Raw genomic sequence first — 25,824 nt, 5'->3', positions numbered from 1 at the left:
ATGAGGGTCGTTATCGCCACTCGGATCTTCGGTCCGGAAATTTCGGCAGCGTCCGGGATCCTCCGCACTTGGGCCGAAGAGTTCCGGGACCGTGGGTGTGAGGTCACGATCTTGACTGCTAAACCGCCCCGGGGTTCGGTCATCGATGATCCGCCGGGCATCACGGTGCGCAGAGCCCCGGTGAAACGTGACCGGCAACAGTATGTTCGTGGCTATCTCAGCTACATGAGCTTCGACATCCCCCTGGCCTTCCGGCTCCTGTTCTCCCGGAAGGCCGACCTCTATATTGTCGAGCCGCCACCCACCACGGTCGCCGTCGTCCGCGTCGTCGCGGGCCTTCGCCGAACTCCGTACGTCGTGCGTGCTGCCGACTACTGGTCGGAAGCCGCCGAGTTGGTGACCAGTTCCCGGCTCATTCTGGGCATGCTTCGCCGGGTCGAGGCTTGGGGACTGCGCGGTGCGAAGATGCTGTTCTCCGCCCACCAACCATTGACTGACCGGTTCCGTACCGCCGGCATCATGACCCCCGCGGTCCCGATCGGTTTCGGCGCGGACACCAAAGATTTCCGCTACGACGGCCAGAAGCCACCGGACCCGCCGGTGTTCGTCTACGCCGGAACCCACTCCGAATGGCACGGCGCCGGAATCTTCGTCGAGGCAATGCCCCAGGTGCTGCAGCAGCACCCCGGTGCCCGCCTGGTCTACTACGGCAACGGCGAAGACCGCGACGGGATGCAGACCAGAGCGCAGCACCTCGGGATCGTGAACTCGGTGCAGTTCAACGGGCCGATACCACCCGCGGCCCTTTCAGCTATCCTCGCGGCAGCCACCGCCACCGTCGCCAGCCTGGCTCCCGTCGCGGCAAACGAATATGCCCTCGCCACGAAGGCATACTCCTCGCTTGCGGCCGGATGCCCAGTCATCTTCGCCGGCCCAGGCCCCACCGTCGAGTTCCTCCGCGACGCAGGCCATCCCCTGGCCGGAGTGGCCGTGGACTACGACATCGATGCGGCAGCCAAAGCTATGAACACCGCAGCGGCGGCACCCCTGCAACAGGCTGCTCGCGCTGAACTTTCACAATGGTCTGCAGGCCAGTTCTCGCTAGACGCGATCGCCAAGCGAGTCGTTGACGAAAGCCTCATGATCATCCGCGCATAGCACTTGATTAGTGGGAGCGCGCCGAGTCTCAACAGGCAACTCGGAGAATCATCCTATTGAGTTGGTTCAGATAGCGAGGTGACGGCGGCACCCTACGGGGCCGTATGGAATGCGATGAGAGTAGTTTTTGCCACTCGGATCTTTGGTCCGGAGATTTCGGCAGCGTCCGGGATATTGCGCACGTGGGCGGAAGAGTTCCGGGACCGTGGATGCGAGGTCACCATCCTGACCGCGAAACCCCCACGCGACGCCATTATCGATGACCCATCAGGTATAACGGTGCACAGGGCCCCGGTAAAACGTGACCGGCAGCAATACGTTCGCGGTTACCTCAGCTACATGAGCTTCGATATCCCCCTGGCCCTCCGGCTCCTGTTCTCCCGGAAGGCCGACCTCTATGTCGTCGAACCACCGCCCACCACGGTCGCGGTCGTGCGCGTGATCGCTGCCCTTCGCCGCACCCCGTATGTCGTGCGTGCTGCCGACTACTGGTCCGAAGCCGCCGAGTTGGTGACCAGTTCCCGGCTCATTCTGGGCACGCTTCGCCGGGTCGAGGCTTGGGGACTGCGCGGTGCGAAGATGCTGTTTTCCGCCCACCAACCATTGACTGATCGGTTCCGTACCGCCGGCATCATGACCCCTGCAGTCCCGATCGGTTTCGGTGCCGACACCAAAGACTTCCGCTACGACGGTCAGGCGCCACCGGACCCGCCGGTGTTTGTATACGCAGGTACCCACTCCGAGTGGCACGGTGCCGAAATTTTCGTCGAGGCGATGCCCGAAGTGCTGCGGCAGCACCCCGGTGCCCGCCTGGTGTTTTACGGCAACGGCGAAGACCGCGACGAAATGCAGACCAGAGCGCGGCAGCTCGGGATTTCCGAATCTGTGGAATTCAACGCGCCGATACCCCCAGCGGCCCTCTCAGCTATCCTCGCCACCGCCACCGCCACAGTCGCCAGCCTGTCGCCCATCAAGCGGAACGAATACGCGCTGGCTACCAAGGCGTACTCGTCCCTCGCGGCCGGATGCCCAGTCATCTTCGCCGGCCCTGGCCCCACCGTCGAGTTCCTCCGCGACGCAGGCCACCCCTTCGCCGGGGTGGCAGTGGACTACGACATCGATGCGGCAGCCGCAGCCATGAACACCGCTGCGACTGCACCGCTGCAACCGAACGCCCGCGCCGAACTGGCAGAATGGGCTGCAGGCCAATTCTCATTGAACGCCATCGCACAGCGAGTCGTCGACGAAAGCCTCTCGATCATTACCACGTAGCATCACAATCTAGGATTGAAACACCCAATCCCTCTGGAGAGACCCTTTGAAGATCGCCGTCATCGCCCTCGGCAAGATCGGGCTTCCGCTCGCCGTCCAATTCGCCAGCAAAGGCCATGACGTAGTCGGTGTGGACGTTTCCCATCGCACTGTCGATCTCGTAAACCAGGGCCTCGAGCCCTTCCCCAACGAAGCTCACCTCCAGGAAATGCTGTCCGAGCTCGTCCCTGCGGGCAAGCTCCGCGCCACTACGGACTACTCGGATGCCGTGCCTGGTGCCGACGCGGTGGTGCTGGTCGTGCCACTCTTCGTTGATGAAGTCACCGCTGAGCCGGACTTCGGATGGATGGATGCGGCAACCAAATCTCTGGGCGAAGTGTTGACTCCCGGTACCCTCGTCTCCTACGAAACGACTCTCCCCGTCGGCACTACGCGCACCCGGTGGAAGCCCCTCCTGGAAGAGGCTTCTGGGCTGAAGGAAGGGGTCGATTTCGACCTCGTCTTCTCTCCGGAGCGCGTGCTCACCGGACGGGTCTTCGAGGACCTCCGCAAGTATCCGAAGCTCGTTGGCGGACTCAGCGAACGCGGGGCACAGCGCGCCGTCGAGTTCTACAATGCGGTGCTCGACTTCGATGATCGCCCTGACCTGCACCGCGGAAACGGCGTGTGGGACTTGGGCAGCGCCGAAGCCTCTGAACTGGCGAAGCTAGCCGAGACGACGTACCGAGATGTGAACATCGGCCTCGCGAACCAGTTTGCGCGCTTCGCGGGGAAGGCAGGCATCGACATCTATCAGGTGATCGAGGCGTCGAACTCCCAGCCATTCAGCCACATCCACCAACCCGGTATTGCCGTCGGTGGGCACTGCATCCCGGTGTACCCGCGGCTGTATCTGTGGACCGACCCTGAGGCCACCATCGTCTCCGCTGCCCGCGCCGCGAATGCCGGCATGCCCGACTACACCATCGGATTGCTGGAGGGAGCCTACGGTGACCTTACCGGCGCGAGGATTGCCGTACTAGGCGCCGCCTACCGTGGTGGAGTGAAAGAGACGGCGTTCTCCGGAGCCTTCGGCGCAGTTGAGGCACTGAAGGCGCGTGGCGCCGTGCCCCTTGTTCACGACCCACTCTTCGACGACGAAGAGCTCACACGCCTGGGGTTCGCGCCGTACCATTTCGGCGATCCCATCGATGCTGCAGTGGTGCAGGCGAACCACGCAGAGTACCGCTCCCTGAGTTCGGAAGACCTGCCAGGCATTCAAGCATTTATCGACGGGCGGCGAATCTCGTCGGCCGAGCAGTGGCCTGGAGTCGCATACCGGGTCATCGGCAAGCCAACGGTGTAGGACCCGCAGCGCACTCCTGATAGCCGCGGCACAGGCCTATTGCCGGCGAAGCCGCCACACCTGTTCGATGGCTTAGTCTGAAATGCGTGGCATAATTTGAACGTTCTCCGGGTTCGCGTTCCACGGGCCCCTGCCATCCCTTACGGAATCGGAGTATTACACGTGTGCGGAATCTTTGGCTTCATCGGCCCGGATAGCCTCGACTCCGCGTCGGTCAAGACCATCGTCAAGCACGCACAGCAGCGGGGGCGTGACTCCAGTGGCATGGTTATCCATGGCAAGGATGCCTACAACTCCTACCGTGCAGACCTGCCGATCGACCGCCTACTGAAGCGGATCCCGTCACCTGGCCACCTCTTCTTCGGCCACAGCCGGCTCGTGACAAACGGCACCGCAGACAACCAACCGGTGATGCGGGAACAAATCGTCGTGCTGCACAACGGCATCATCATCAATCACGAGGATGTCTGGCCACAGATCAGCAAGACCCCAGAACTCGAGATCGACACCGAGGTCATTCCCGCCATCATCGCCACGCACCTCGAAGATGGCGGAACGGTCGAGACGGCGGCCGAGCGCGTTCTGGAGCTCACTGAAGGCGTCGTTGCTTGCGCCGCTCTCATCCCGCGGCTCGGAAAGCTCCTGCTCTTCTCCAACAACGGCAGCCTCTACCTCGGCGACAAGTCGAACGGCGTTGTCTTCTCATCTGAGCGGTACCCGCTCGAGCAGATCGGCGCGGCAAACATCCGCCAGATCAGGGACGGCATCGTTCTTGATGTTCCGGTTCAAGAGGAGAAGATTCAGCTCAAGGAATGGGCGGACCGTTCGATCAACCTGGTGCCAGGGCTCGGCCTGCTCGCGGAAGAAGAGAAACTCCTGCAGTATCCGCGGCCAGAATTTCGGCGCTGCACCAAGTGCATCCTGCCGGAGACGATGCCGTACATCACCTTCGACAACGACGGTGTCTGCAACTACTGCCTGCACTACAAGCCAAGGAACCAGCCCCGTCCCAAGGAAGAGCTGTTCGAGCTTGTCAAGCCATTCCGTCGCAAGCACGGCGACGAGGTACTCGTTCCCTTCTCCGGCGGCCGCGACAGCTCCTACGGTCTCCACCTCATTGTCAACGAGCTTGGGCTGCGTCCCATTACGTACACCTACGACTGGGGCATGGTCACCGACCTCGGCCGAAGGAACGTCAGCCGGATGTCGGCGAAGCTCGGGGTCGAGAACATCATCGTGGCGCCGGACATCACCAAGAAGCGCGACAACATTCGCCGCAACCTCAACGCCTGGCTCAAGTCCCCCCACCTCGGCATGCTCAGTGTGCTTACCGCCGGCGACAAGCACTTCTTCCGCCACATCGAGACCATCAAGAAGCAGACCGGCATCTCGCTCAACCTGTGGGGCATCAACCCTCTCGAAGTCACGCACTTCAAGTCCGGCTTCCTCGGCGTTCCACCCGACTTCGCCGAAGAGCGCGTCTACAGTCATGGGGCAATGAAGCAGCTCCGCTACCAGTCACTGCGCTTCGGCGCCATGTTGAAGAGCCCCGGATATTTCAACCGATCGCTGTGGGACACCCTTTCCGGCGAGTACTACCGGAGCTTCACGGAGAAGACCGATTACTTCCACGTCTTCGACTACTGGCGCTGGGACGAGAAGGTGCTCGAAGACACCCTCGACAGTGAGTACGACTGGGAGCGAGCGCCGGACACGAAGACGACCTGGCGAATCGGCGACGGCACGGCAGCGTTCTACAACTACGCGTACTACACGATCGCTGGCTTCACCGAACACGATACGTTCAGAAGCAACCAGATTCGGGAAGGTGAGCTCACTCGCGACGAGGCTCTGCGTCTCGTCGAAGAAGAGAACATGTCCCGTTACCCGAATCTCAAGTGGTACCTCGACGTCGTCGGCGTGGACTTCAAGCACGCGATTGAAACCATCAACCGCACTCCCCGCCTCTACGAAGAAGCGTCGCTTCCCGAGCTAACGACGAAGCGCAACTGACAACGCCGGCTGGGCTGCTGAGGCTGAAACCTTGCGCCTGAGCTCTGGCCACAAAAGCACCAACAACCCGGCATATGCGATCGCGCCGATAAGCCACACAGCAGTGGGACCGACGGGGAACCCGGTCCACCACCATTCGGCACCAGCGTCCAGGTTCGCTCCCTGCTGGTCAGCACCGGTCACGTAGCGCCGAATGTTCACCTGGAGTGCAACAAGGTTCGCAATGGCCAGGGCGCCCAGAACAGTGAATGTCTGCAGTCGGGTGAAACGCAGCCTGCCGCGCGCACCGCCGAGCGACGGCTCGACAATGACCAGGAAAGCGAACAGCACAATGAGGGGCAGCAGATAGCGGGGCTGGAGATTCGCGCCGACCTTGTCACCACCTACCGTGAGCACGTAGACAGGCAGAGCGACAAGAACGAGGAGTGTTCCTGCTACCGAGATGGCCTTGCGCCAGTTCAACCGGCCCAACCCCGCGAACCCGACAACGACGAACGCCGATACGGCCGCCCATGCCACGATGGCGGGCAGCTGAGTGTCCAGCCAGCCAAGACCCCAGGCACCCCAGACGCCTGTCCACAGGAAGGGAAGCATGAGCAGGTTGTACGCTGCCAGCGAGGAACCGCTGAGTGCTGGTTCGTAACCGGTCACATCACTGACAACCGGGACTGTCGCCCCTTCGCCTCCGGTGAAGCCCACCAGGCCGACACCGCTTTGTCCTGCTGCCGCGAACATTGCCACGGCCAAGGCAACACCCGCCACAGGCAAGACCGCACTGAGCGCCCAAGCGCGATTCGGAGCTGCTGTGAGGATCAGCACGGTGACCGTCGCTCCGACAGCATAGATTGCGGCATCCCCGCGGGCTCCGGCGACCATCAGCATACCCACGACATAAATAGCGCCAAGCGCCCAGCGTCGCGGACCCTCTGACTCGAACCAGCCGAGCAACGCGAGAAAGGCGGTTCCGATTCCGACGATCGCCCACCCGCTTGGATTATTCGACGGGATGAGGAATACGCCTAACGGCACAAGGGTGATGAGCCAGCCCCACAACAGTGTTTGCCGGCGGCCGACAGGTAGGAGCACCGCCAGCGCGGTAGCCAGCCCGACGAACAGCACCACGTTGAAGAGTCGCATCGCCAGAGCGCTGACTTGCAGGTCAGATCCGGCGAAGATGTGCATGGTCGCGTAGTAGATCGGGGGGTACTCACCGGCGAAATTCCCCCGCGTCGTCTCAACGGGATTCCCATTTCCCGCCTCGAAGGAGGCGGTCTGGCATTCCGCGCTGCGCGCCTGGTCTTGCGCATAGCAGGAGACATCCCGAAAGGCCTCGGGGACGATCCTGCTGTTCTCATAGGAGCCCTTTGTGCACTCGGTGCTCCCACCGCTGGCACACCAGGTGCTGACGATGTGGTAATCATCGTCAGGTCCGGCGCCGACCGGCGATGCGAAAGCCCATGCGCTGAGGGCAATCAGGGCCAGCACTGGCGCCAGGTGAATCCACCGGGTGCGGCGAACTAGGGTGAAGATGTGCTGCGAGGTTCGGGCCTCACTTGTCACCATTCGGGTTCCTCTTAATTTCAAGCGCCAGCTTCTGAACGACCTTGCGAAGCTCATCGCGGGTGCGGGCCAGCTCGAGAGTGATTTGCATGAGAAGTAGAAGTACGACGAAGAACCCACCAACGAAAAGCAAGTTAATGGGCTGCGCGATTCCGAAGAACGCGCTCACGGTATCGAGCAATCCCGGCCACGCTGAAAGAATGATGGCAGCAATCGCAGCAATAAGCCAAACCACCGCATATTTCTCCGGGAGCACGTAGGACCGAAGAAGCATAATGACGACAATCAAGAGGGCGATAGCCAGGGCTATCGCGAATACCTGCGGAGTCACGCGGCCGCTCTCTTTTCTCGCAGGTTCAGTGCTTTGATCTGCGGGGGAACACTTCGGATGCTTGCAAGGCCGAGGATGAGCAGGATACGCCCGGTGTACAGGGTTGCCCTAAAGACGGACTGGGAGGGAACCCCGCCCGCCCGTTCATTCATGACGACCGGGATCTCGCTCACAGTCAGCCCCTGCCGGACCGCAAGCACGATGGACTCAACCGTGTCGCCCAGCCATTCGACCGGGTAATGCTCCGAGAACACCGCGAGCGCACGCGGGCCGGCGATGCGAAAGCCACTCGTGGCATCGGTGAGTCGCGTGCGCGCATAGACCGAGGCGACCCGCGCAATGAAACGCTGAACGCCGCGCCGTGCGGCCGATGACTTGAACGAGCCGCCATCGGCGAAACGACTACCGAGAACGATGTCGGAGTGCTCGGCGGCGGCAATCAGTTCTGCAATAAATTCGGGGCGGTGCTGGCCGTCACCGTCGAATTGGATGACCGAGTCGTACCCGTTTTGCACCGCGAACTTGAACGCCGTGCCCATTGCAGCGCCCACGCCAAGGTTTATGGCGTGCGAGACGACGTGTGCGCCTGCGGCACGGGCGATCAGCGCTGTGTTATCACGAGAACCGTCGTCAACAACCAGGACATCCGTGAGAGCCTGAACTGTCGACAGGGACGCGAGCACGTCACCCATCACTGCTGCCTCGTTGAGGGCAGGGATCGCAACGAGGACTCTCATAACGCCACAGTCTAGTGGGCGAGGGGGTACCGCTAATTCAGGTAACGGCTACCGCGGCGCCGACTCGGCAGGAACATCCGTTGCCGCCTCTGGGTGCCCCGAAACGGTCGTGACAGTTGCTGGAGGCCAGGCCACTGCCCTGAGGATGACCGCCAGAAGTGCCGCATAGGCGAGCGACCCAACAGCCCAGGCGAACATGGGCGACGGAGCTCCGTTCCACCACCATTCGATGCCGAGGTCGAGATTGGAACCCGGGTGGTCGGCCCCCTTGATGTACCGCCGCATGTTCACATGCAGTGAGACAGCGTTCGCCACCGAAAGCGCTACGACGATCAGAACCACCTGCAACCGCGCGAGTGAGACAGACTCACCCAGCTGGGTGACCGCGATCAACCCGGCCAGCAACACGATCAAGGGGAGCACATAACGCGGCTGCACAGCGACGCCCACAATCTGCCCACCCTGAGTCAGCACATAGAGTGGCAACGCCCAGACTGCCAGCCCGGCACCTGCCACCACAAAGAGCTTTCTGCCCCGCAGTCGCGACAACGCGACAAAGCTGATCGCGACGAAACAGGAGATCGCGCTGAACGTGACGATGCTCGGCGTCGCTGTATCCAGCCATCCGAGGCCCCATTCACCGAAATTGCCGGCCCACAGGAATGGGATGTTCAGAAGGTTGTAGGCAAAGCGCCCGAAACCGGTCAGCCGCTCCGCTGGATCCGCATCCTCGGGCAGTGGCTCCCCTGTTGGCGCGCCTGAACTGAAACCGGACACTCCAGAACTCGACTGGCTCGAGAGTGCAAAGAACAGGAAGCAGATCGCTACGAGCGCCACCGGCAGGATCGCGTCCAGCGCGTACTTGGGCCATTTGTCCTTGTCCCGAGGGAAAGTAAGCACGAACACAGCACCAACGCCCAACACCGTGTAGATGCCGGCATCGCCACGTGATCCGGCTGCCATCAGCGTTCCAACTACCGCTATCGCCCCGAGAGCCCACCGTTGCCAGCCGGACCGCTCGAGGTAGCCAAGCACCGCCAGCCAGGTGGTTCCCACGCCGACCATCGCCCAGCCACTCGGATTGTTTGATGCAATCAGGAACATCCCGAGTGGGACAGTCGTGATCGTCCACATCAGAATGAGCGTTTGTCGTCGGGGAACGGGCAGAAGCCAGAACAACGCTGTCGTGAGGCCGACGAACAGCAGCACATTGACGAGGCGCATGACGACGACCGAGGTGAGGATGTCTGACCCGACGAACGCGTTCATGACGAAGTAGTAGACCGGTGGATAGGAGCCGACGAAGTTTCCGCGATCGGTGAGCACCATGACGCTGCCCGTCGCGTCAAAGTCCTCCTGACAGGCCGCAGTCTTATTCGGCTTTCCCATGTAGCAGGGCGACTCCAGGATCGCCTCCGGCACCACCCGGGTATCCGCGGAAGTGCCCGGTTCACAGCTCGTGCCATCGACCACGGCACACCAGGTGCTGACCAGGTGGAAATCGTCGTCTGGCCCGGCGCCCATCGGCGACGCGAGCGCCCACGAGAACAGGGCGACCACCGCGAACAGCGGAGCAAAGTAGATGACCTTCACTTTTCGCAAGAGCCGTGCCTTTCCAACGCCGTTACCCATGCAGAACAGCCGCCTCGCTCGCATCCGAATTCTCGCGCGGCTTGATGCCGGAAGGTCGCCTCAGCGCATGAAGCACAATAAAAATCAGCGCGGCATAGGCCACCGAACCGATGACCCACACGGTGTTGGGCGATAGCGCGAGGTGCCACCACCACCCGATGTCGTCGTCGATGTTCAGGCTCTGGTTCGAAATCCCTGCCACGTATCGCTGCATATTGAGATGCAGTGCAATGAGCTGACTGCCCGATAGCCCAGCCGCCACCATGATCCACTGTGGAGTGGTCAACCGGTTGGGCAACCGGCCGGACGAAAGCGTAACGATGCCAGCGAAAAGGACCATCAGAGGCAGGATGTAGCGGGGCTGCAGGTTCTCACCAACGCCGTCGCCGGCAGCTGCCAAGAGCCCGGCCGGCAGCAGGGCGAGCACCAGTGCCCCGCCCGCGAGGACCACGATCCGGCGTACCGATGCCCCTTGCACGCTGACAAACCCGACCCCGATGAAACACGCGAGACCGACGAACCAGATGGTGGCCGGCATGGTGGTGTCAAGCCACCCCAAACCCCACTCCTTGCCGACGATGCCCATCCACAAGGACGGTACCTGGAGCAGATTGTTCACCACCGCGGCCACGAAGTTCGTCGGCTCCGCGGCAACCCCTCCAGTGACGCTCTCAATCGGTCGCGAGAACCGGTACATGGCTACACACATGACGGCCGCTGCGAGCGGAAGGATCGACTCGAACAGGAAGCGCCTGGATCGCGAGAACGTCAGGATGCCCACCGCGACAATGGCAACGATTGTGTAGATCGCTCCGTCGCCGCGCGAACCTGCGGCCATGAACGCGCACAACGCAAAGATTGCCCCCAGGGCAACTTTGCGGCCAATTGCGGACTTGGTCGCATCCGTCTCGTAGTACCCGAGCAACGCGATCCACCCGAAGCCGACCCCCATGATCGTCCAGGCACTCGGGTTGTTGGACGTGAGAATGAAGAGGCCGAGGGGAACGGTCGTCAATACCCAGCTCCAGACCAGTGCTGGTCGCCGAGCGATTGGCAGGAGCAGGTACAGGGAGGTGATGAGCGCGGTGAAGATGAGTACCGTGACCGTTCTCATCGCCAATACCGAAGACTCGATGTCGTCCGAGGCGAACAAGCCCATTACCGAGTAGTACACCGGAGGGTAGGCGCCGACGAAGTTGCCCCGGTTCGTCATAGTGGACGGCTCCGCAGTGAAGTCCAGGCGTTCCTGGCAGGCTGCGCTGACCTCGGGCTTTTGTGCGAAGCACGGCGCTTCCACCAGCGTTTCGGGTACGACTCTGGTCTCCGAGTCCTTGCCGGGCAGGCACACTTCGGCGCTGATCGGGCTCGAGCACCAGGTGCTCACCAGGTGGAAGTCGTCGTCGGGGCCAGAACCTACGGGAGAAGCCAATGCCCAGGACATCATGGCGACGAAGACGAGCAACGGAGCGATCAACATGGCCGAAAACTTCGGCCGGCGGGTCGGCGTCGAAGCGGCCTCGCCTGCTGTCAGGTCTGGAGTGCTCTTTCGAAACCTCACTGCTTGGTCAACCCCATCCGCCTCCGTAGTTTCTGCCAGGTAACCCGCACACCGGAGTGCTGGAGGTGGTGGAGCGCCATACGCGCGTTATGCCGGAAACCGTAGGGCTTCCTGGTCTTGCCCATGGTGGCGCCCCGCCCACCCGGCGCACCGTGATCGGCTGCTCTAGCGGGAGCTCGAACGAATTCCGTCAACGGGGCCAGCACTCGCTCCCAGGTGAAATCCTCCGCGACGCGGCGCACGTTCATCCGCGCATTCTCAGCAAACGACTCATCGAAGAGGGCGCGATCCAGGGCTGCGGCGAGCGCCTCGGCATCCTCAACCGGTACAACAGCTCCGAGATTCTCGCGCTCGACCAGCTCCGCAAAGCTGTCGCCTTCGGTCACCACGATGGGTAGACCAGCCCACAGGTAGTCGAGGATGCGGGTACGGAAAGAGAATGTCGTTTCCACGTGAGAATGGTGCGTGCTCACCCCAGCGTCAGCCTCGGCCAGGAAGTTCTGCCGATCGCTGTAGTCCACCCAGTCTTCGTTGAAAAAGACAGAGCTACCCAGTACGCCCAATTCCTGGGCGAGTTCCAGGGACTCCGCGACGATTCCCATCGTTTCGACTCCGGGATGCTTCGTTCCCAGGAAGTACAACCGAACGTTGCTTCGCGATTTGGAGAGCTCTGCCACCGCGCGGATGAGGGTTTTCGGGTCGAACCAGCTGTAGACCCCACCACCCCAGATGAGCACCTTGTCGTTATCCGAAATGCCGGGGACGACTCCTCGCAACGCCTGCCTCGTGTGCTGCGGAGGCGTCGAGTCGAGCCCGAAGGGCACGACATTGAGCAGTCGCTCCAGGTGTGGGTCGTTCTCGTAGGTGGCCGGGTTGATCCTGCCCAGCGCCCCGAGTTGGCCAAGATAGAACAGCCGCTGCCTCTCTGACGCACAGAGGAAGAAATCGCCTCTCGCGAGCTGCTGGTTCAGCACTTCCGTTGCCGTCGACACGCGGAGGTTCCAGGTGGCCCTGGCCAGTTCTCTGCCCTGTTCCAGCATCTCGAGGTGCATCGGGTCGTAGATATCGGCAACCACCACTTTTGAGGTGGATCGCAGCGCCTCGAACTGGTTCATCGCGTGACCCTGAAAGACGATGACGTCAGCCCAGCGTTCCAGCTGCCGAAACTCGTTGTTCTCCCCCGGCCGCACCTGCTGAAGGGCGAAGGGGGCTTCGAGCCCCGGCTCGAGGGACGTCGTCGTGACGAGCGTTACCTCGTGCTCACCGGACAGAACGCGCGCCATGTTCCACGCCCGTATCGCCGGGCCGGCCATCCGCGTACCAAGGGGATCACCCGTGATGACGAGAACGCGCGTCATCGACGCTCCGCCAGCAGCTGAACCAGGTACTGCCCGTATCCGCTCTTGATCAGTGGCTGCGCGAGGTCTTCGAGCTGATCGTCATCGATCCAACCGGCCCGCCAGGCTATTTCCTCGATGCACCCGACCTTGAAGCCCTGCCGCTGCTCGATGACCTTCACGAACTCCGTGGCCTGGATCATCGATTCAAAGGTGCCAGTGTCGAGCCAAGCCGTCCCACGGTCCAGCAGTTGCACCTGCAACCGTCCGTCAGACAGGTACCGCTCGTTGACGGCGGAGATCTCCAGCTCACCCCGTTCGCTCGGAGCAATCGACTTGGCGATGTCGATGACGTCATTGTCGTAGAAGTACAGCCCGGGCACCGCATAGCGGCTCTTGGGGTTTGTCGGTTTCTCCTCGATCGATAGTGCCTTGAAGTCGTCATCGAAATCGACGACACCGTAGGCTTCGGGGTTCGCAACCTGGTACGCGAAGATGAGCGCGCCGTCGACCTCGAGATTCTTGCGGAGGTTCGAGCCGAGGCCGGTGCCGTAGAAGATGTTGTCGCCGAGCACGAGGGCGACCCTCTCGTCACCGATGAAGTCCTCACCAATGATGAACGCCTGGGCAAGGCCGTCCGGGCTGGGCTGCGCCGCATAGCTCAGTTCGATCCCGAGGTTGGAGCCGTCGCCGAGAAGGCGTTCGAACTGTGGCTGGTCGTCCGGCGTGGTGATGATGAGAATTTCGCGGATGCCCGCCCGCATCAGCGTCGAGAGCGGGTAGTAGATCATGGGCTTGTCGTAGATCGGCATCAACTGCTTGGAGATGCCCTTGGTGATCGGCCACAGCCGGGTGCCGGAGCCTCCGGCCAAAATGATTCCGCGCATCAGTCTCAGCTTCCGATCGTCTTGAGGGAGTCGTAGAAGTTCCGGCACTCATCCCAGGTCGGCAGGAGGCCGGCCGCTGCCGCCTCCTCAAGACTCGGGGCATCGCGGTCTTTCGGGGAGAGCAGAGGCGATCCTGCCTCGTCTGGGAAGACCAGGCCGACCGTGCTGTCGAGCGGGTCGATTCCGTGCTCGTGGGTCGGCTGGTAGACATCCGAGACCAGGTAACTCACGGTCGCGTCATCCGTTAACGCCACGAAGGCGTGCCCGAGGCCTTCTGCGAGGTAGAGCGCGCGGCGATCGACGGTGTCGAGCAGCACACTGTCCCATTGGCCGAATGTCGGAGAGCCGACCCGAATATCAACCACGTAATCGAGCACAGCACCATGGGCGACGGTCACATACTTGGCCTGCCCGAGCGGAACATCCGCGAAATGGATGCCGCGGACCACACCCTTTCGGGACACCGAGGTGTTCGCCTGGCGGAGGGTCAGCGGGTGGCCGACGACCGACTCGAGTTCATCGAAGCGGTACCACTCGAGGAAGACCCCGCGGTCATCAGCCCACTGGACGGGCGTGATCTCGTAGGCGTCGGCAATGTCGAGTTGTCGGATACGCACGTAATGGATTGTACCTTGGGCCTCTCAGCGGTCCGACTGCACGAGGTCGCGGAGCACATCCTGCGCTCCCATCCCGAACTTCCGGTACCAACCGCCACTGGCGCGGACCAATATCGGTACAACTCGAAGCAGCCGGTTCGACGGGAGGCGTGAGCGAAAAGCCTCATGCCGCACCTTTTCGCCCGCGAGGGATACCCATTGCGGATGCGCGCCCAGGCTCGGCAGCCGTGCCGCCAGTTGTTCGGCGCGGAGCAGCAGGGTGCGGTTACGTTGCCGCCGCGGCTCCCGCAATTTAGCGAGTTTGTCACCGAACGACAACTTCGACGCACCGATCTGGTTGCCTCCGTGCTGTCGGTAATCAATCAGGGAGCGCTCGTCTAGTCCAATTCGTCCGACTACTGCCGCGACAGCAGCCAGCCACTCGTCATGAATCCAGGCGCCAGGTATCGGCATGGCGCGGCTGGCGAGCTCCGAGCGGAACACCGCCGTTGCGCCCGTCACAATATTCCTGCGCACCAGCACGCGCAGGGCATCGCTGGAAGTTTCCGTCGCCTTCTCCCAGTGGGAGACCCCGATGGAGTCGAACAGGGTTGCCCCGAGCGGCTCTCCGTTGTCGTCGACCAATCGGGCGTCGCTGTGCACCAGCGAAAGCTGCGGGTCGGCGGCGAACAGGGCCTCAATCTCGGCCAGGCGTTCCGGCACCCAGACATCGTCCTGGTCGCTGAGCGCGATGAGTTCCCCGTCACAGGCGAGAATCGCCTGCTGGAAGTTCCCGGCAACCCCGAGGGCGTGCTCATTGCGGAACACCACGAAGTCGAGTTCATGTTCAGGGTGCGCTGCGCGGTGGTCTTCCACCAGCGTGGTGACCAGCTGCACCGTCGCATCCGCCGAAGCGTCGTCGGACAACACCAACTGGGCAGGCTGCAGCGTCTGACCCAGGATGCTGCGCACCTGGGTCTCGACGAACCGCTCCCCATTGTGGGTGCACAGCGCCACCGAAATGGTGGGGTGCTGTCGCTGGGCCTCGGTCACGCATCACAGCCTAGACAACGCCGGTGTTCATGCCGGCCCAGTTCAGCCTCAGCCGACCCATCTAGGATGTAATCGCTATGAACTCCCCCCTTCCCCATCCAACGGGCGTGCCGCGCGTTGCCTTGGTGACCGTGAGCTACGGCTCGGAGGATGTGCTCGGCGAGTTCCTGGAATCGGTACCAGAGGCGAGCAGCCAGCCGCTCGCGGTGGTGATCGCCGACAACAAGCCTGAGCCGTCGGGCCCCGTTGAATCCCTGGCAATCGAGAGCGGCGCGACCTGGGTGCCGCTCCCCCAGAACCTCGGCTACGGCGGTGCCATCAACGCAACCGCCGCCGACCTCCCGCTCACGGTGGAGTGGATTTTGGTCAGCAACCCCGACGTGAGCCTGCGCCCTGGCGTGATCGATCGGCTCGTCGCCGCGGGCGATGCCGACGACACCATCGGAACGGTAGGCCCGACGATTCTCACCGCTGAGGGCGACGTCTATCCGTCTGCCCGGGCTGTGCCGTCGCTTCGTACCGGAGTGGGCCATGCCCTCTTCACGAACCTCTGGGGCGGAAACCCCTGGAGCCGCGCCTACCGGAACGAACACGACCAGGCGACTGAGAGGCGCGATGTCGGCTGGCTCTCCGGCGCGTGCGTGCTCGTGCGGAGGTCTGTCTTCGACCAGCTGAACGGCTTCGATTCGGGCTACTTCATGTACTTCGAAGACGTCGACCTGGGCTACCGCGTCGGCAAGGCAGGTTACCGAAACCGCTACGAGCCAAGCGCTGTCGTCGTGCACACCGGAGCGCACTCCACGAACACTGACTCGGAGCGGATGATTCGGGCGCACCATGACAGCGCCATCCGCTTCCTTGATCGCAAGTACGCTGGACCATGGATGTGGCCCGTGCGCATTGCCTTGCGGGCCGGGCTCGGCGTCCGGTCCTGGATCGTTCGCCGCAACCTCGACAATTAGTCGCCTGACGACGAACCCAAGGAATGACACCGTGAAGCTACTCGTTACCGGCGGAGCCGGATTCATCGGCTCGAACTTCGTTCACTACGTGCTCACCGAGACCGACCACACGGTCACCGTTCTCGACAAGCTGAGCTACGCCGGCAACCTTGAATCACTTCAAGGGCTCCCGGATGACCGATTCGACTTCGTCAAGGGCGACATCTGCGATGCCACACTGGTCGACGAGCTGTTCGCCCGGCACGATGCAGTAGTTCACTACGCAGCCGAGAGCCACAACGACAACTCGCTCGATGACCCTCGCCCATTCCTCGACTCCAACATCGTCGGCACGTTCACTCTTCTTGAGGCGGCGCGCAAGCACGGCATCCGCTTCCACCACATCTCCACTGACGAGGTCTACGGTGACCTCCAACTGGATGACCCCGAACGGTTCACCGAGGACACCCCGTACAACCCGTCCAGCCCGTACTCCTCCACCAAGGCCGGCAGCGACCTGCTGGTGCGCGCCTGGGTTCGTTCGTTCGGCGTGCAGGCAACCATCTCGAACTGCTCCAACAACTACGGCCCGTACCAGCACGTCGAGAAGTTCATCCCACGGCAGATCACCAACGTGCTCCGCGGCGAGCGCCCCAAGCTGTACGGCGCCGGCGTGAATGTGCGCGACTGGATCCACGCCGACGACCACTCCTCCGCGGTACTCACCATCCTGGAGAAGGGCCGCATCGGCGAGACCTACCTGATCGGCGCTGACGGCGAGAAGAACAACAAAGACGTCATCGAACTCATCCTGACCCAGCTCGGGCAGCCCGCCGACGCCTACGACCACGTCGTCGACCGCCCCGGCCACGACCTGCGCTACGCCATCGACTCCACCAAGCTGCGCACCGAACTCGGCTGGGCTCCCCGATTCGCCGACTTCGACGCCGGCCTCGCGGCCACCATCGACTGGTACCGCGACAACGAGAACTGGTGGGCACCGCAGAAGGATGCCACGGAGGCGCGCTACCAGGCGCAGGGCCAATAAGAATGCGCTACCTCGTCACGGGAGCGGGCGGGATGCTCGGTCACGACCTCCAGACGGTGCTCGACGGTCGCAGCGTCACCGCGCTCAGCCGCGCCGACCTCGACGTGACTGATCTCGAAGCGGTGCGTGCAGCATCCGCCGGCCACGACGTCATTATCAACGCGGCCGCCTACACCAAGGTCGATGACGCTGAAGAGCGCGAAGACCTCGCCTATGCGGTGAACGCCACCGGTGCGGGCAACCTCGCGACAGCAGCTGCAGAAAACGGCGCGACGCTCGTTCAGCTCTCGACCGACTACGTTTTCGACGGGACGGCGACCACGCCCTATGCGGAGGGCTCCCCGCTTGGCCCGGTGTCCGCCTACGGCCGCACCAAGGCGGAGGGCGAGCGGTTGGCACAGAAACTGAACTCGGGACGCACCCACGTCATCCGCACCGCCTGGCTCTACGGCCAGCATGGGCCGAACTTCGCCAAGACCATGCTCCGGTTGGCCTCCGAACGCGACGAACTGACCGTCGTCTCCGACCAGGTCGGGCAGCCCACCTGGACGCTCGACCTCGCCCGCCAGATCGTGGCGCTACTCGACAGGGAAGCGCCCGCCGGCATCTACCACGGCACGAACTCCGGCCAGGGCAGCTGGTACGACTTCGCTCAAGCGATCTTCACTGCCGTCGGGCTCGACGCCGACCGCGTCAAACCAACCGACAGCTCCGGGTTCGTTCGCCCGGCACCACGACCGTCATACTCGGTGCTCGGGCACGACGCCTGGGAAGCGGTCGGCCTCGCACCGATGCGAGACTGGCGGGAAGCGCTCGTCGCAGCCGCACAGCAGGGAGTACTGGGACAGCCATGACAACCACTCTGCGCGTCGTCGCCGACCAGATCATCGCCCCGGTGCCGGGCGGTGTCGGTCGCTACACGGAAGAGCTCACGCGAGCCCTCATCGGCACTGCACCGGAAGGATGCGATGTCGTCGGGATCGCCTCCGCATCCACCGCTGAAGACCGGGACCGGCTGCGGATGCTCCTCCCTGGAATTGCCGACCTTGCGGTACTACCGGTGCGTCGCAGGGAACTGTCGCTCCTGTGGCAGCTGGGCATCGTCGGCATCCCCGGAACAAGCATGTCGGGCAAGGGCATGGTTCACGCACCCAGCCTGCTCGCGCCGATGCACAAGCATGACCGGCTCAACGAGGTCGGAACGCAGACAGTGGTGACCATCCACGATGTCGTACCGTGGACGCACCCGGAAACCCTCAATCGCTCCGACGTCTGGTGGCAGAAGTCCATGGCCAAGCGTGCCCACCGGTTCGCGGACGCCGTCGTCGTGCCCACGCATGCCGTTGCCGGCAAGCTCAACGAAATCATGGACTTCGGCGATCGCATCCGCGTGATCGGCGGGGCGGTGAGCTCCAAGCTCACGCTGCCGGTGGACCCCGACGTACGCGCCGCACGGCTGGGACTGCCTGAGCGTTACATTCTCAGCGTCGGCACTCTCGAGCCGCGCAAAGGGCTCGAGCCGCTCATCCGCTCCCTCGCCCACGCCGACTCCGTCGACCTGCCGCTGATCATCGTCGGACCCGAAGGGTGGGGCGACCTCGACGTCGTAAGCCTCGCTGCAGAAGCCGGGCTCGCCGAGGACCGCGTGCGCACCCTCGGGTTCCTGGCCGACGCCGACCTCGCCGTCGCCATCGACCGCGCAACCGTGTTCGCGTTCCCCAGCCTGGCGGAAGGATTCGGGCTGCCCGTCATCGAAGCGTTCAGCTTCGGCACACCGGTGGTCCACTCGGACGCGCCGGCAGTCGTGGAAGTCGCGGCCGGCGCAGGGCTACGCGTGGAGCGTGAAGACGCAGAAGGCTACCCGGGGCGGTTGGCTGCGGCCATCGCATCCGTCGTCGACGATGCGAAACTCGCCGAACGGCTGCGCTTCCAGGGGCTGGATCGTGCGGGGGCGTTCAGTTGGCAGGACTCGGCGCAGAAGGTGTGGCAGCTGCACGCTGACTTGTAGGGGTTGCGGGCCCTTCGACAAGCTCAGGGGGTCTCGACAAGCTCGACCAGCCTAAGTAGGGGGTCTCGACAAGCTCGACCAGCTTGCGGCGGGGTCTCGACAAGCTCGACCAGCTTGAGTGGCGCTACTCGGGGGGTTCCGGTGCTACCAGGGACTCCTGGATTCGGGCGTGGATGAACTCGTAGTCGGGGTTCAGGGTGTCGAAGTCGGGCGGGATGATCTCCAGGGTGGTCAGCGGCAGTGCGCGCGACTTGGTGGCCAGGTCGGTGAACAAGCCCAGCATCACCTGGGGGATGTCCGTCTTCACGACCTGGGCACCGGCATCCGCCACCGCCTGGAACCTCGTCAGCACGTTGGCCGGCTCGAACTGCTCCAGGATGGCCGCCTGCACCTGTCGCTGCCGTAGCATCCGCTCGTAGTCGCTGCTTTCGAAACGGGAACGCGCATACCAGAGCGCCGTCGGGCCATCCAGGTGCTGCGGGCCCGCCTCGACATAGCCGTACGGTGTCGGAGCAGTCACCGGCCCGATCGGCGTACGCTCCGGCACCTCGATCGAGACACCGCCCAAAGCATCGATGAGGTCGGAGAAGCCCTGCATGTCGATCAGCACGTAGTACTGCAACTGCAGCCCGGTGACCCCCTCCACGGCGTCACGCATGGCCTCGATGCCGGGGTTGCTGCCGTTGGCCTCGGCGTCCGGATACAGGTCGGGATGGTTGATGCCCTCCGTGTACAGGTAGCTGATCAGGCAGTCATCACCACAGTCGTAGCCGTTCGGGAACTCCTGGTACAGGGGCGAACCCTCCGAGAACACGGCGCGCTCGAAGTTGCGGGGCAGGCCGATGATCGTCGTCGCACCGGTCTCCGCGTGCACGCTGGCGACCGAGATGCTGTCAGGCCTCAAGCCCATGCGGTCTGGGCCGGCGTCGCCGCCCAGCAGCAGGACGTTGTAGCGCCCGTCGACCGGCTCCTCATACTCGCCGCTGTCGAACACCGACGAGATGGTGGAGCGGGCGATCTCCACCACGTTGGCGCCATAGGCAGCCGTCCCCGCCGACGCCACCAGCCCGACAATCGCCAGCACGGCGATGAACGGACGGGCCGCGGGACCAGTCTTCACCAGTCGCACCAGCCGCAGGGTGTCCAGGGTGAGCACCAGCCACAGCACGGCGTAGACGACCAGCACGATCTCCGCGGCCAGCAGGGCCCACACGTTCGTCGCCAGCGACATGATGAACGACTTGTTCAGGAAGTACACCGCGGCCGCCGCCGCGACCAGCACCCACATGATGAATGTCATCACCACACCGAACCGGCCCAGCCTGCGGCTACCCGCCAGCAGCTGCGCCGAACCCGGCAGCACGAAATTCAGCACGACCAGCCACCAGGCACGGGTCGTCATCGACTGCCTCGACCGCAGGTCGGGGTAGCGGATCGGGCTGGACGCGCTCACCGGCTGCGCTGGAGGGCCGCGTTCTTGTCCGCGACCATCGACTTCAGCTCGTCGGCGTAAGCCCCGAGCCGCTCGGCCAGTGCGGGGTCGGATGCTCCAAGCATCCGGATCGCCAACAGGCCGGCATTCTTGGCGCCACCGATCGACACTGTGGCGACCGGCACACCGGCCGGCATCTGCACGATCGACAGCAGCGAGTCGAGGCCGTCCAACCTCGACAGTGGAACCGGAACCCCGATCACCGGAAGCGTGGTGACGGATGCCAGCATGCCGGGCAGATGGGCAGCGCCACCGGCACCCGCGATGATCGTTTTCAAGCCGCGGCCGGCCGCCTGCTTGCCGAACTCGATCATCCGCTCAGGGGTGCGGTGCGCGGAGACGACCTCGACCTCATGGGCCACCCCGAACTCGGTCAGCACGTCGGCGGCATCCTTCATGACAGACCAGTCGGAGTCAGACCCCATGACGATGGCGACGATCGGTTCGGGCATGGGAACGATAGTAGCGGGCGCGGCTTAAGGGCTGGCTGTGCAACACGCGACCGGGCTCTCTACTCGTGCGAAGGATCGTACGGGTTCCATGGGGCGTCGGGCACCAGCAATTCCGGGTCCCCTGTCCACAACGGTGCCTTCTGCCGCACCGCCGTCGCTGCGGCAAACGAATCCGCGTATGCCATTCGGTGTTCTGACTTGATGCGTCCGGCCTCCAGCACAGTCACCCGATCAGGAAGCAGCACTGCGACAGCCGATTCGATGTCTCGCACAGCATCCAGAGCTTCGTTCTCACCGACCGCACGTCGAAGCACGGAGAACACCTCACCGAGGTTGATCCAACTCATGACTGCTGTGCCTGCCTCGACTTGCTGTTGCACCCTGCTCGCAGCCGGTTCGGTGCCCTCGAGCAGCCGCATAACCGCCCAGGAGTCGAGCACGACCATCAGCGGCTCTCGAACGACTGGTCGGCGCTGCGCTCGCGAAGGAGGGCGTCTGCCAAGGCGTTGTTTGCGAAGCGCGCGAACAGCGGCGCGCGAGGCGCCGACCGTAGCACTACCTCATCACCGCGCCGCTCGAATACGACCTCCTGGCCGGGTTTGATCCCGAGGGCGTCGCGGATTTCCTTAGGGATGACGACTTGCCCTTTTGCTCCGACGAGGTGGTTCATGCGGTCAAGAATAGCAGTCATACCGTGGAGTATGACTGCTGCGGCGGCGGTGGAAAGGCCCTTCGACGGCCTCCACAGCTTCGTCGCGCGCTACTCGAAGTGAGCTGCCGCAGCTCGCGCGTCGTACGCGACAGCGTCCAGGTCGTCGCCGCCGACCGTCACGTGGCCGACCTTGCGGCCCGGGCGTGACTCCTTCTGGTAGTTGTGGATCTTTGCCGTCGGGCGGTCGGCGAGCGCCGCCGCGTAACGCTCGTGCAGGGGTTTACCGGCCGGCCCACCCAGGATGTTCACCATCACCGACCAGCGGTCACGGCATCCGGTCGCCCCCAGCGGCAGGTCGAGCACCGCACGCAGGTGCTGCTCGAACTGGCTGGTCGTTGAGCCGTCGATACTCCAGTGGCCGGTGTTGTGCGGACGCATCGCCAGCTCGTTCACGAGCAACCGGTCATCCGTCGTCTCGAACAGCTCGACCGCGAGAACGCCAGTGACCCCGAGACCCTCGGCGACCGTGCGGGCGATCTGCTCCGCCACGTCGGCCAGCTTGCCGGCCGACTTCGGTGCCGGCGCGATCACCTCGGCGCAGACCCCATCGCGCTGGATGCTCTCCACCACCGGCCAGGCCACCAGCTCGCCTGACGGGCTGCGGGCGATCGACTGGGCAAGCTCGCGGCGGAAATCGACCAGCTCCTCCGCCAGCAGCGCGCCGTCGCCGAACCAGTCGGCGACCTCGGCGCCAGAACGGATGACCCGCACACCCTTGCCGTCGTAGCCACCGCGCGGCGTCTTCACCACGGCACGGCCGCCATTCTCGGCGAGGAACGCATCCAGCTGCTCGACGTTCTCGACCTTCGCCCACACCGGAACCGGAAGCCCCAACTCGGTGAGCCGCTGCCGCATCAACAACTTGTCCTGCGCGAACAGCAGCGCATCCGGACCGGGGTGAACGGCGATGCCGTCAGCCACCAGCTCGCGCAGAACTTCCTGCGGAACGTGCTCGTGGTCGAACGTCACCACATCCACGGTGCGCGCAAAACGAAGGACTTCTTCGAGGTTTCGGTAGTCGCCGACAGCAGAAGCGGCCAGATCGGCGGGGCTTCCTTCATTTTCGGCGAGCACGCGGATGTCCACACCCAGGTTCACGGCGGCCGGGATCATCATGCGGGCCAACTGTCCACCACCGATAACACCAACAGTCAGTGACATGGTTTGCTCCGGAATTCGCTCTCGGTGCGATCTCAGGGACCGCAGGCGGTGTGCGGTTAGACTGCAAACCGCTCCCCCTATCTTCGCTCATCCCTCAGGAGCCGTATTGCGCACACTGCTCACCCAGCTGACCCGGTTCGGGCTCGTGGGACTCATCGGACTGGTCATCGACGTGAGCGTGTTCAACCTGCTGCGGCTCACCGTGTTCTCACCAGAAGCCCTCCACGAAGGCCCGGTCGTGGCCAAAGTCATCTCCACGTCGCTGGCCATCGTCGCCAACTGGATGGGCAACCGGCACTGGACCTTCGCCCGCGAACGCCGCGGGCACCTGGCGCGAGAGGGCGCGGAGTTCTTCCTGGTCAGCTTCGGCGGGATGCTCATCGGGCTGTTCTGCCTGTGGATGTCGCACTACGTACTCGGGTACCAATCGCTGCTGGCCGACAACGTGTCGAGCAACGTGGTCGGGCTGGCGTTGGGGACGGCTTTCCGGTTCTGGGGGTACCGGGTGTGGGTGTTTCGGGAACCGGCGGATGCGCCTCGGCAAGCTCGGCTGGTCTCGACTCTCCGACAGGCTCAGGCCAGGCCTCGCTTCGCTCGCCCGACCGGCTTAAGGGGCTCGGCGCGCGGAAGTGCCTCGACGAGCTCGGCTGGTTTCGACAAGCTCAACCCGCTTAATGCGGGGCTAAGGCCTTCCGAGGGCTCGGTAGCGCCAGCCGGCGGCGCGCCAGCGCACCGGATCCAGGCAGTTGCGCCCGTCGACGATGACGCGCGACCCCACCACTGAGCCGAACGTCTCCGGGTCGAGTTCGCGGTACTGCTTCCACTCGGTGAGCAGCAGCACGGCATCCGCCCCCGCGGCCGCCTCCTCGGCACTGGCGGCGTAGGTCAACTCGGGGAACCGCGCGCGTGCAGTCTCGACCGCCTGCGGGTCGGTTGCGACAACATCCGCCCCCAGCTCGGATAGCCGCACCGCGACATCCAGCGCGGGCGAGTCGCGCACGTCGTCGGAGTCCGGCTTGAACGCCAGCCCCAGCACGGCGATGCGCTTGCCGGAGACCTCACCGCCCAGCGCCTCCGTGGTCAACTCGACGGTGCGGCCGCGGCGACGCAGGTTGATGCCGTCCACCTCGCGGAGGAAACTGAGCGCCTGGTCGACACCGAGCTCCTCCGCACGCGCCATGAACCCGCGAATGTCCTTCGGCAGGCACCCCCCGCCGAAGCCCAGCCCGGCGTTCAGGAAGCGCCGGCCGATCCTCGGGTCGTGGCCGATCGCATCCGCCAGCTGCGTGACATCCGCACCCGTCGCCTCCGCCACCTCCGCCATCGCGTTGATGAACGAGATCTTCGTCGCCAGGAACGCGTTCGCCGACACCTTCACCAGCTCGGCGGTCGCGAAATTGGTGACGATTCGCGGCGTGCCGTTCGCCAGCGCGACCGCGTACACCTCATCGAGGGCGGCGACGGATGCCTCGTCGCCTGGTTGCACGCCGTAGACCAGCCGGTCGGGGGCGATCGTGTCCTGCACGGCGAAGCCCTCGCGCAGGAACTCGGGGTTCCACGCCAGACGCGCACCGGTCGCCTCGACGGAGCCGACCAGCCGCTCAGCGGTCCCCACCGGAACGGTCGACTTACCAGCCACCACGTCCCCGGGCGCCAGGAACGGGATGATCTCGGCGACCGCCGCGTCCACGAACCTCAGGTCGGCCGCGTTGCTGCCGTCCAGCTGCGGTGTCCCCACCGCGATGAAATGCACTCTCGCACCACGGATGCGCGACACATCGGTGGTGAACGACAGCCGCCCGGAGGCAACCGTCTTCGTCAACAGGTCGGCAAGGCCCGGCTCATAGAACGGCGGATGCCCGGACGCCAGCAACGCCACCTTCGACTCGTCCACATCGACGCCGACCACCTCGTGGCCGAGGTCGGCCAGGGCAGCCGCGTGCACCGCGCCAAGGTAGCCGCATCCGATTACCGAAATCTTCATCGGGTACCCCACCTGGTCGTCTCATCGACCGGGTTCGACAGTTCGGCCTGGCGCCTGGCCGCGATCGGGTTCATGCTTCGCTCCATGAGGTCGTGAAGGGTGCTCTGCACCAGGTCGGCGGTGGGCACGTCGCGCAGCTCGACCGGGTGGTCGAGACCGGTGTTGATGAGCACGTCACCGCTGCCGAACATCGACTGCAGCGCGCCCTTCCGCACCGTGATGTCGTAGCCGCGGCTGTGCAGCAGTTCCTGCCTGGTGCGGGTGAACGTGCCAGAGCGCATGATCAGCCGGCGGGTGGTGATCACGTAACGACGGCCGAGCCAGCGGAACAGCGGCACAATCCAGATGAGCAGCAGCAGGGCGCTGCCGCCGGCCACGAGGGCCAGGTTCTGCCAGTCCTCCGGAAACGAGCCGCTGAAATAGGCGAGCGCCCCGATGCCGAGGATCAGCAGGAGCGAGGGCCAGAACAGTGCGCGAGCATGGGGTCGGAGCCGGGCGACAACCCGCTCGGCGTCCGCCCCAGGCTCAGCGAACTCGGATGGCATGA

Annotated in this window: 25 protein-coding genes; 9 read left to right on the top strand and 16 right to left on the bottom strand. The window is 64.0% G+C overall.

The features are described from left to right. The 4 genes from ACX3PH_RS05000 (at window position 1) to ACX3PH_RS04985 (ending at window position 5,788) form a co-directional block, all read left to right on the top strand. Window positions 1-1,158 (top strand): glycosyltransferase, encoded by a 1,158-nt coding sequence (locus ACX3PH_RS05000; protein WP_459090041.1) that lies wholly within the window; start codon window positions 1-3, stop codon window positions 1,156-1,158. 114 nt (window positions 1,159-1,272) lie between these two features. Then, window positions 1,273-2,430: a glycosyltransferase gene (locus ACX3PH_RS04995; RefSeq protein ID WP_459090039.1), complete on the top strand. Its 1,158-nt coding sequence runs from the start codon at window positions 1,273-1,275 to the stop codon at window positions 2,428-2,430. Window positions 2,431-2,476: 46 nt separating this feature from the next. After that, window positions 2,477-3,775, top strand: a complete 1,299-nt coding sequence (locus ACX3PH_RS04990; RefSeq protein ID WP_459090037.1) for a nucleotide sugar dehydrogenase — start codon at window positions 2,477-2,479, stop codon at window positions 3,773-3,775. Window positions 3,776-3,937: 162 nt separating this feature from the next. After that, complete coding sequence (locus ACX3PH_RS04985; RefSeq protein WP_459090035.1) at window positions 3,938-5,788, top strand: hypothetical protein; 1,851 nt, start codon at window positions 3,938-3,940, stop codon at window positions 5,786-5,788. On the opposite strand, the gene ACX3PH_RS04980 is transcribed toward ACX3PH_RS04985, so the two are convergent. The 9 genes from ACX3PH_RS04980 to ACX3PH_RS04940 form a co-directional block, all read right to left on the bottom strand. After that, the gene (locus ACX3PH_RS04980) at window positions 5,768-7,351 is read right to left on the bottom strand and encodes a DUF2142 domain-containing protein (protein ID WP_459090033.1); all 1,584 of its coding nucleotides are present in this window, start codon (window positions 7,349-7,351) and stop codon (window positions 5,768-5,770) included. The two genes, ACX3PH_RS04985 and ACX3PH_RS04980, sit on opposite strands and share 21 nt — an antisense overlap. Next, window positions 7,338-7,679, bottom strand: a complete 342-nt coding sequence (locus ACX3PH_RS04975) for a DUF2304 domain-containing protein (RefSeq protein WP_459090031.1) — start codon at window positions 7,677-7,679, stop codon at window positions 7,338-7,340. The genes ACX3PH_RS04980 and ACX3PH_RS04975 overlap by 14 nt, the downstream gene beginning before the upstream one ends. Then, entirely contained in the window at window positions 7,676-8,416 is a 741-nt protein-coding gene (locus ACX3PH_RS04970) for a glycosyltransferase family 2 protein (RefSeq protein ID WP_459090029.1), read from the bottom strand. Before ACX3PH_RS04970 ends, ACX3PH_RS04975 begins: the two co-directional genes overlap by 4 nt. 48 nt (window positions 8,417-8,464) lie before the next feature. Continuing rightward, window positions 8,465-10,009 (bottom strand): DUF2142 domain-containing protein, encoded by a 1,545-nt coding sequence (locus tag ACX3PH_RS04965; RefSeq protein ID WP_459091426.1) that lies wholly within the window; start codon window positions 10,007-10,009, stop codon window positions 8,465-8,467. Between the two features lie 31 nt (window positions 10,010-10,040). Then, the gene (locus ACX3PH_RS04960; RefSeq protein WP_459090027.1) at window positions 10,041-11,525 is read right to left on the bottom strand and encodes a DUF2142 domain-containing protein; all 1,485 of its coding nucleotides are present in this window, start codon (window positions 11,523-11,525) and stop codon (window positions 10,041-10,043) included. Between the two features lie 77 nt (window positions 11,526-11,602). Next, the gene (locus ACX3PH_RS04955; protein ID WP_459090025.1) at window positions 11,603-12,964 is read right to left on the bottom strand and encodes a glycosyltransferase family 4 protein; all 1,362 of its coding nucleotides are present in this window, start codon (window positions 12,962-12,964) and stop codon (window positions 11,603-11,605) included. Beyond that, window positions 12,961-13,830, bottom strand: a complete 870-nt coding sequence (gene rfbA, locus ACX3PH_RS04950; RefSeq protein WP_459090023.1) for a glucose-1-phosphate thymidylyltransferase RfbA — start codon at window positions 13,828-13,830, stop codon at window positions 12,961-12,963. Before rfbA ends, ACX3PH_RS04955 begins: the two co-directional genes overlap by 4 nt. Before the next feature lie 5 nt (window positions 13,831-13,835). Continuing rightward, a complete protein-coding gene (locus ACX3PH_RS04945) occupies window positions 13,836-14,447 on the bottom strand; it encodes a dTDP-4-dehydrorhamnose 3,5-epimerase family protein (protein ID WP_459090021.1) in 612 nt (203 codons plus the stop codon). Window positions 14,448-14,471: 24 nt separating this feature from the next. Further along, on the bottom strand, window positions 14,472-15,479 hold the full coding sequence (locus ACX3PH_RS04940) for a glycosyltransferase family 2 protein (protein WP_459090019.1): 1,008 nt from the start codon (window positions 15,477-15,479) through the stop codon (window positions 14,472-14,474). 77 nt (window positions 15,480-15,556) lie between these two features. On the opposite strand from ACX3PH_RS04940, the gene ACX3PH_RS04935 reads away from it, so the two are divergent. The 4 genes from ACX3PH_RS04935 to ACX3PH_RS04920 are packed head-to-tail and all read left to right on the top strand — an operon-like array spanning window position 15,557 to window position 19,476. After that, the gene (locus ACX3PH_RS04935; protein ID WP_459090017.1) at window positions 15,557-16,441 is read left to right on the top strand and encodes a glycosyltransferase family 2 protein; all 885 of its coding nucleotides are present in this window, start codon (window positions 15,557-15,559) and stop codon (window positions 16,439-16,441) included. A 31-nt stretch (window positions 16,442-16,472) separates the two neighbouring features. Next, window positions 16,473-17,468, top strand: a complete 996-nt coding sequence (gene rfbB / locus ACX3PH_RS04930; protein WP_459090015.1) for a dTDP-glucose 4,6-dehydratase — start codon at window positions 16,473-16,475, stop codon at window positions 17,466-17,468. A 2-nt stretch (window positions 17,469-17,470) separates the two neighbouring features. Beyond that, a complete protein-coding gene (gene rfbD, locus ACX3PH_RS04925; protein WP_459090013.1) occupies window positions 17,471-18,322 on the top strand; it encodes a dTDP-4-dehydrorhamnose reductase in 852 nt (283 codons plus the stop codon). Continuing rightward, window positions 18,319-19,476, top strand: coding sequence for a glycosyltransferase family 4 protein (locus ACX3PH_RS04920; RefSeq protein ID WP_459090011.1), 1,158 nt, complete (start codon window positions 18,319-18,321; stop codon window positions 19,474-19,476). The genes rfbD and ACX3PH_RS04920 overlap by 4 nt, the downstream gene beginning before the upstream one ends. A gap of 124 nt (window positions 19,477-19,600) precedes the next feature. On the opposite strand, the gene ACX3PH_RS04915 is transcribed toward ACX3PH_RS04920, so the two are convergent. The 5 genes from ACX3PH_RS04915 to ACX3PH_RS04895 form a co-directional block, all read right to left on the bottom strand. Then, complete coding sequence (locus ACX3PH_RS04915; RefSeq protein ID WP_459090009.1) at window positions 19,601-20,929, bottom strand: LCP family protein; 1,329 nt, start codon at window positions 20,927-20,929, stop codon at window positions 19,601-19,603. Then, window positions 20,926-21,420 carry a 5-(carboxyamino)imidazole ribonucleotide mutase gene (purE, locus tag ACX3PH_RS04910; RefSeq protein WP_459090007.1) on the bottom strand — a complete coding sequence of 165 codons (495 nt, stop codon included), beginning with the start codon at window positions 21,418-21,420 and terminating at the stop codon, window positions 20,926-20,928. Before purE ends, ACX3PH_RS04915 begins: the two co-directional genes overlap by 4 nt. A 59-nt stretch (window positions 21,421-21,479) precedes the next feature. Continuing rightward, entirely contained in the window at window positions 21,480-21,866 is a 387-nt protein-coding gene (locus ACX3PH_RS04905) for a PIN domain-containing protein (RefSeq protein WP_459090005.1), read from the bottom strand. Then, a complete protein-coding gene (locus ACX3PH_RS04900) occupies window positions 21,866-22,090 on the bottom strand; it encodes an AbrB/MazE/SpoVT family DNA-binding domain-containing protein (RefSeq protein ID WP_459090002.1) in 225 nt (74 codons plus the stop codon). The genes ACX3PH_RS04905 and ACX3PH_RS04900 overlap by 1 nt, the downstream gene beginning before the upstream one ends. Window positions 22,091-22,180: 90 nt before the next feature. Continuing rightward, complete coding sequence (locus ACX3PH_RS04895; protein WP_459090001.1) at window positions 22,181-23,293, bottom strand: 5-(carboxyamino)imidazole ribonucleotide synthase; 1,113 nt, start codon at window positions 23,291-23,293, stop codon at window positions 22,181-22,183. Between the two features lie 106 nt (window positions 23,294-23,399). On the opposite strand from ACX3PH_RS04895, the gene ACX3PH_RS04890 reads away from it, so the two are divergent. Then, on the top strand, window positions 23,400-24,077 hold the full coding sequence (locus ACX3PH_RS04890) for a GtrA family protein (protein WP_459090000.1): 678 nt from the start codon (window positions 23,400-23,402) through the stop codon (window positions 24,075-24,077). Here ACX3PH_RS04890 and ACX3PH_RS04885 read toward each other — a convergent pair. Together ACX3PH_RS04885 and ACX3PH_RS04880 are read right to left on the bottom strand one after the other, a co-directional pair. Further along, window positions 23,976-25,277, bottom strand: a complete 1,302-nt coding sequence (locus tag ACX3PH_RS04885) for a UDP-glucose dehydrogenase family protein (protein WP_459089998.1) — start codon at window positions 25,275-25,277, stop codon at window positions 23,976-23,978. The genes ACX3PH_RS04890 and ACX3PH_RS04885 overlap by 102 nt on opposite strands. Next, window positions 25,274-25,822, bottom strand: a complete 549-nt coding sequence (locus ACX3PH_RS04880) for a PH domain-containing protein (RefSeq protein ID WP_459089996.1) — start codon at window positions 25,820-25,822, stop codon at window positions 25,274-25,276. Before ACX3PH_RS04880 ends, ACX3PH_RS04885 begins: the two co-directional genes overlap by 4 nt. Window positions 25,823-25,824: the final 2 nt, after the last annotated feature.

This window comes from Homoserinimonas sp. A520, assembly GCF_054489245.1.
Note: the sequence above shows the minus strand (reverse complement) of the source record. Positions and strands in the feature narration are given on the sequence as shown.

Coding starts and splice junctions, on each gene's coding strand:
- ACX3PH_RS04955 (WP_459090025.1), bottom strand. CDS start 12,964: ATGACGCGCGTTCTCGTCATCACGGGTGATCCCCTTGGTACGCGGATG.
- rfbD (WP_459090013.1), top strand. CDS start 17,471: ATGCGCTACCTCGTCACGGGAGCGGGCGGGATGCTCGGTCACGACCTC.
- ACX3PH_RS04995 (WP_459090039.1), top strand. CDS start 1,273: ATGAGAGTAGTTTTTGCCACTCGGATCTTTGGTCCGGAGATTTCGGCA.
- purE (WP_459090007.1), bottom strand. CDS start 21,420: ATGCCCGAACCGATCGTCGCCATCGTCATGGGGTCTGACTCCGACTGG.
- ACX3PH_RS04980 (WP_459090033.1), bottom strand. CDS start 7,351: ATGGTGACAAGTGAGGCCCGAACCTCGCAGCACATCTTCACCCTAGTT.
- ACX3PH_RS05000 (WP_459090041.1), top strand. CDS start 1: ATGAGGGTCGTTATCGCCACTCGGATCTTCGGTCCGGAAATTTCGGCA.
- rfbA (WP_459090023.1), bottom strand. CDS start 13,830: ATGCGCGGAATCATTTTGGCCGGAGGCTCCGGCACCCGGCTGTGGCCG.
- ACX3PH_RS04895 (WP_459090001.1), bottom strand. CDS start 23,293: ATGTCACTGACTGTTGGTGTTATCGGTGGTGGACAGTTGGCCCGCATG.
- ACX3PH_RS04900 (WP_459090002.1), bottom strand. CDS start 22,090: ATGAACCACCTCGTCGGAGCAAAAGGGCAAGTCGTCATCCCTAAGGAA.
- ACX3PH_RS04960 (WP_459090027.1), bottom strand. CDS start 11,525: ATGTTGATCGCTCCGTTGCTCGTCTTCGTCGCCATGATGTCCTGGGCA.
- ACX3PH_RS04880 (WP_459089996.1), bottom strand. CDS start 25,822: ATGCCATCCGAGTTCGCTGAGCCTGGGGCGGACGCCGAGCGGGTTGTC.
- ACX3PH_RS04905 (WP_459090005.1), bottom strand. CDS start 21,866: ATGGTCGTGCTCGACTCCTGGGCGGTTATGCGGCTGCTCGAGGGCACC.
- ACX3PH_RS04935 (WP_459090017.1), top strand. CDS start 15,557: ATGAACTCCCCCCTTCCCCATCCAACGGGCGTGCCGCGCGTTGCCTTG.
- ACX3PH_RS04970 (WP_459090029.1), bottom strand. CDS start 8,416: ATGAGAGTCCTCGTTGCGATCCCTGCCCTCAACGAGGCAGCAGTGATG.
- ACX3PH_RS04885 (WP_459089998.1), bottom strand. CDS start 25,277: ATGAAGATTTCGGTAATCGGATGCGGCTACCTTGGCGCGGTGCACGCG.
- ACX3PH_RS04920 (WP_459090011.1), top strand. CDS start 18,319: ATGACAACCACTCTGCGCGTCGTCGCCGACCAGATCATCGCCCCGGTG.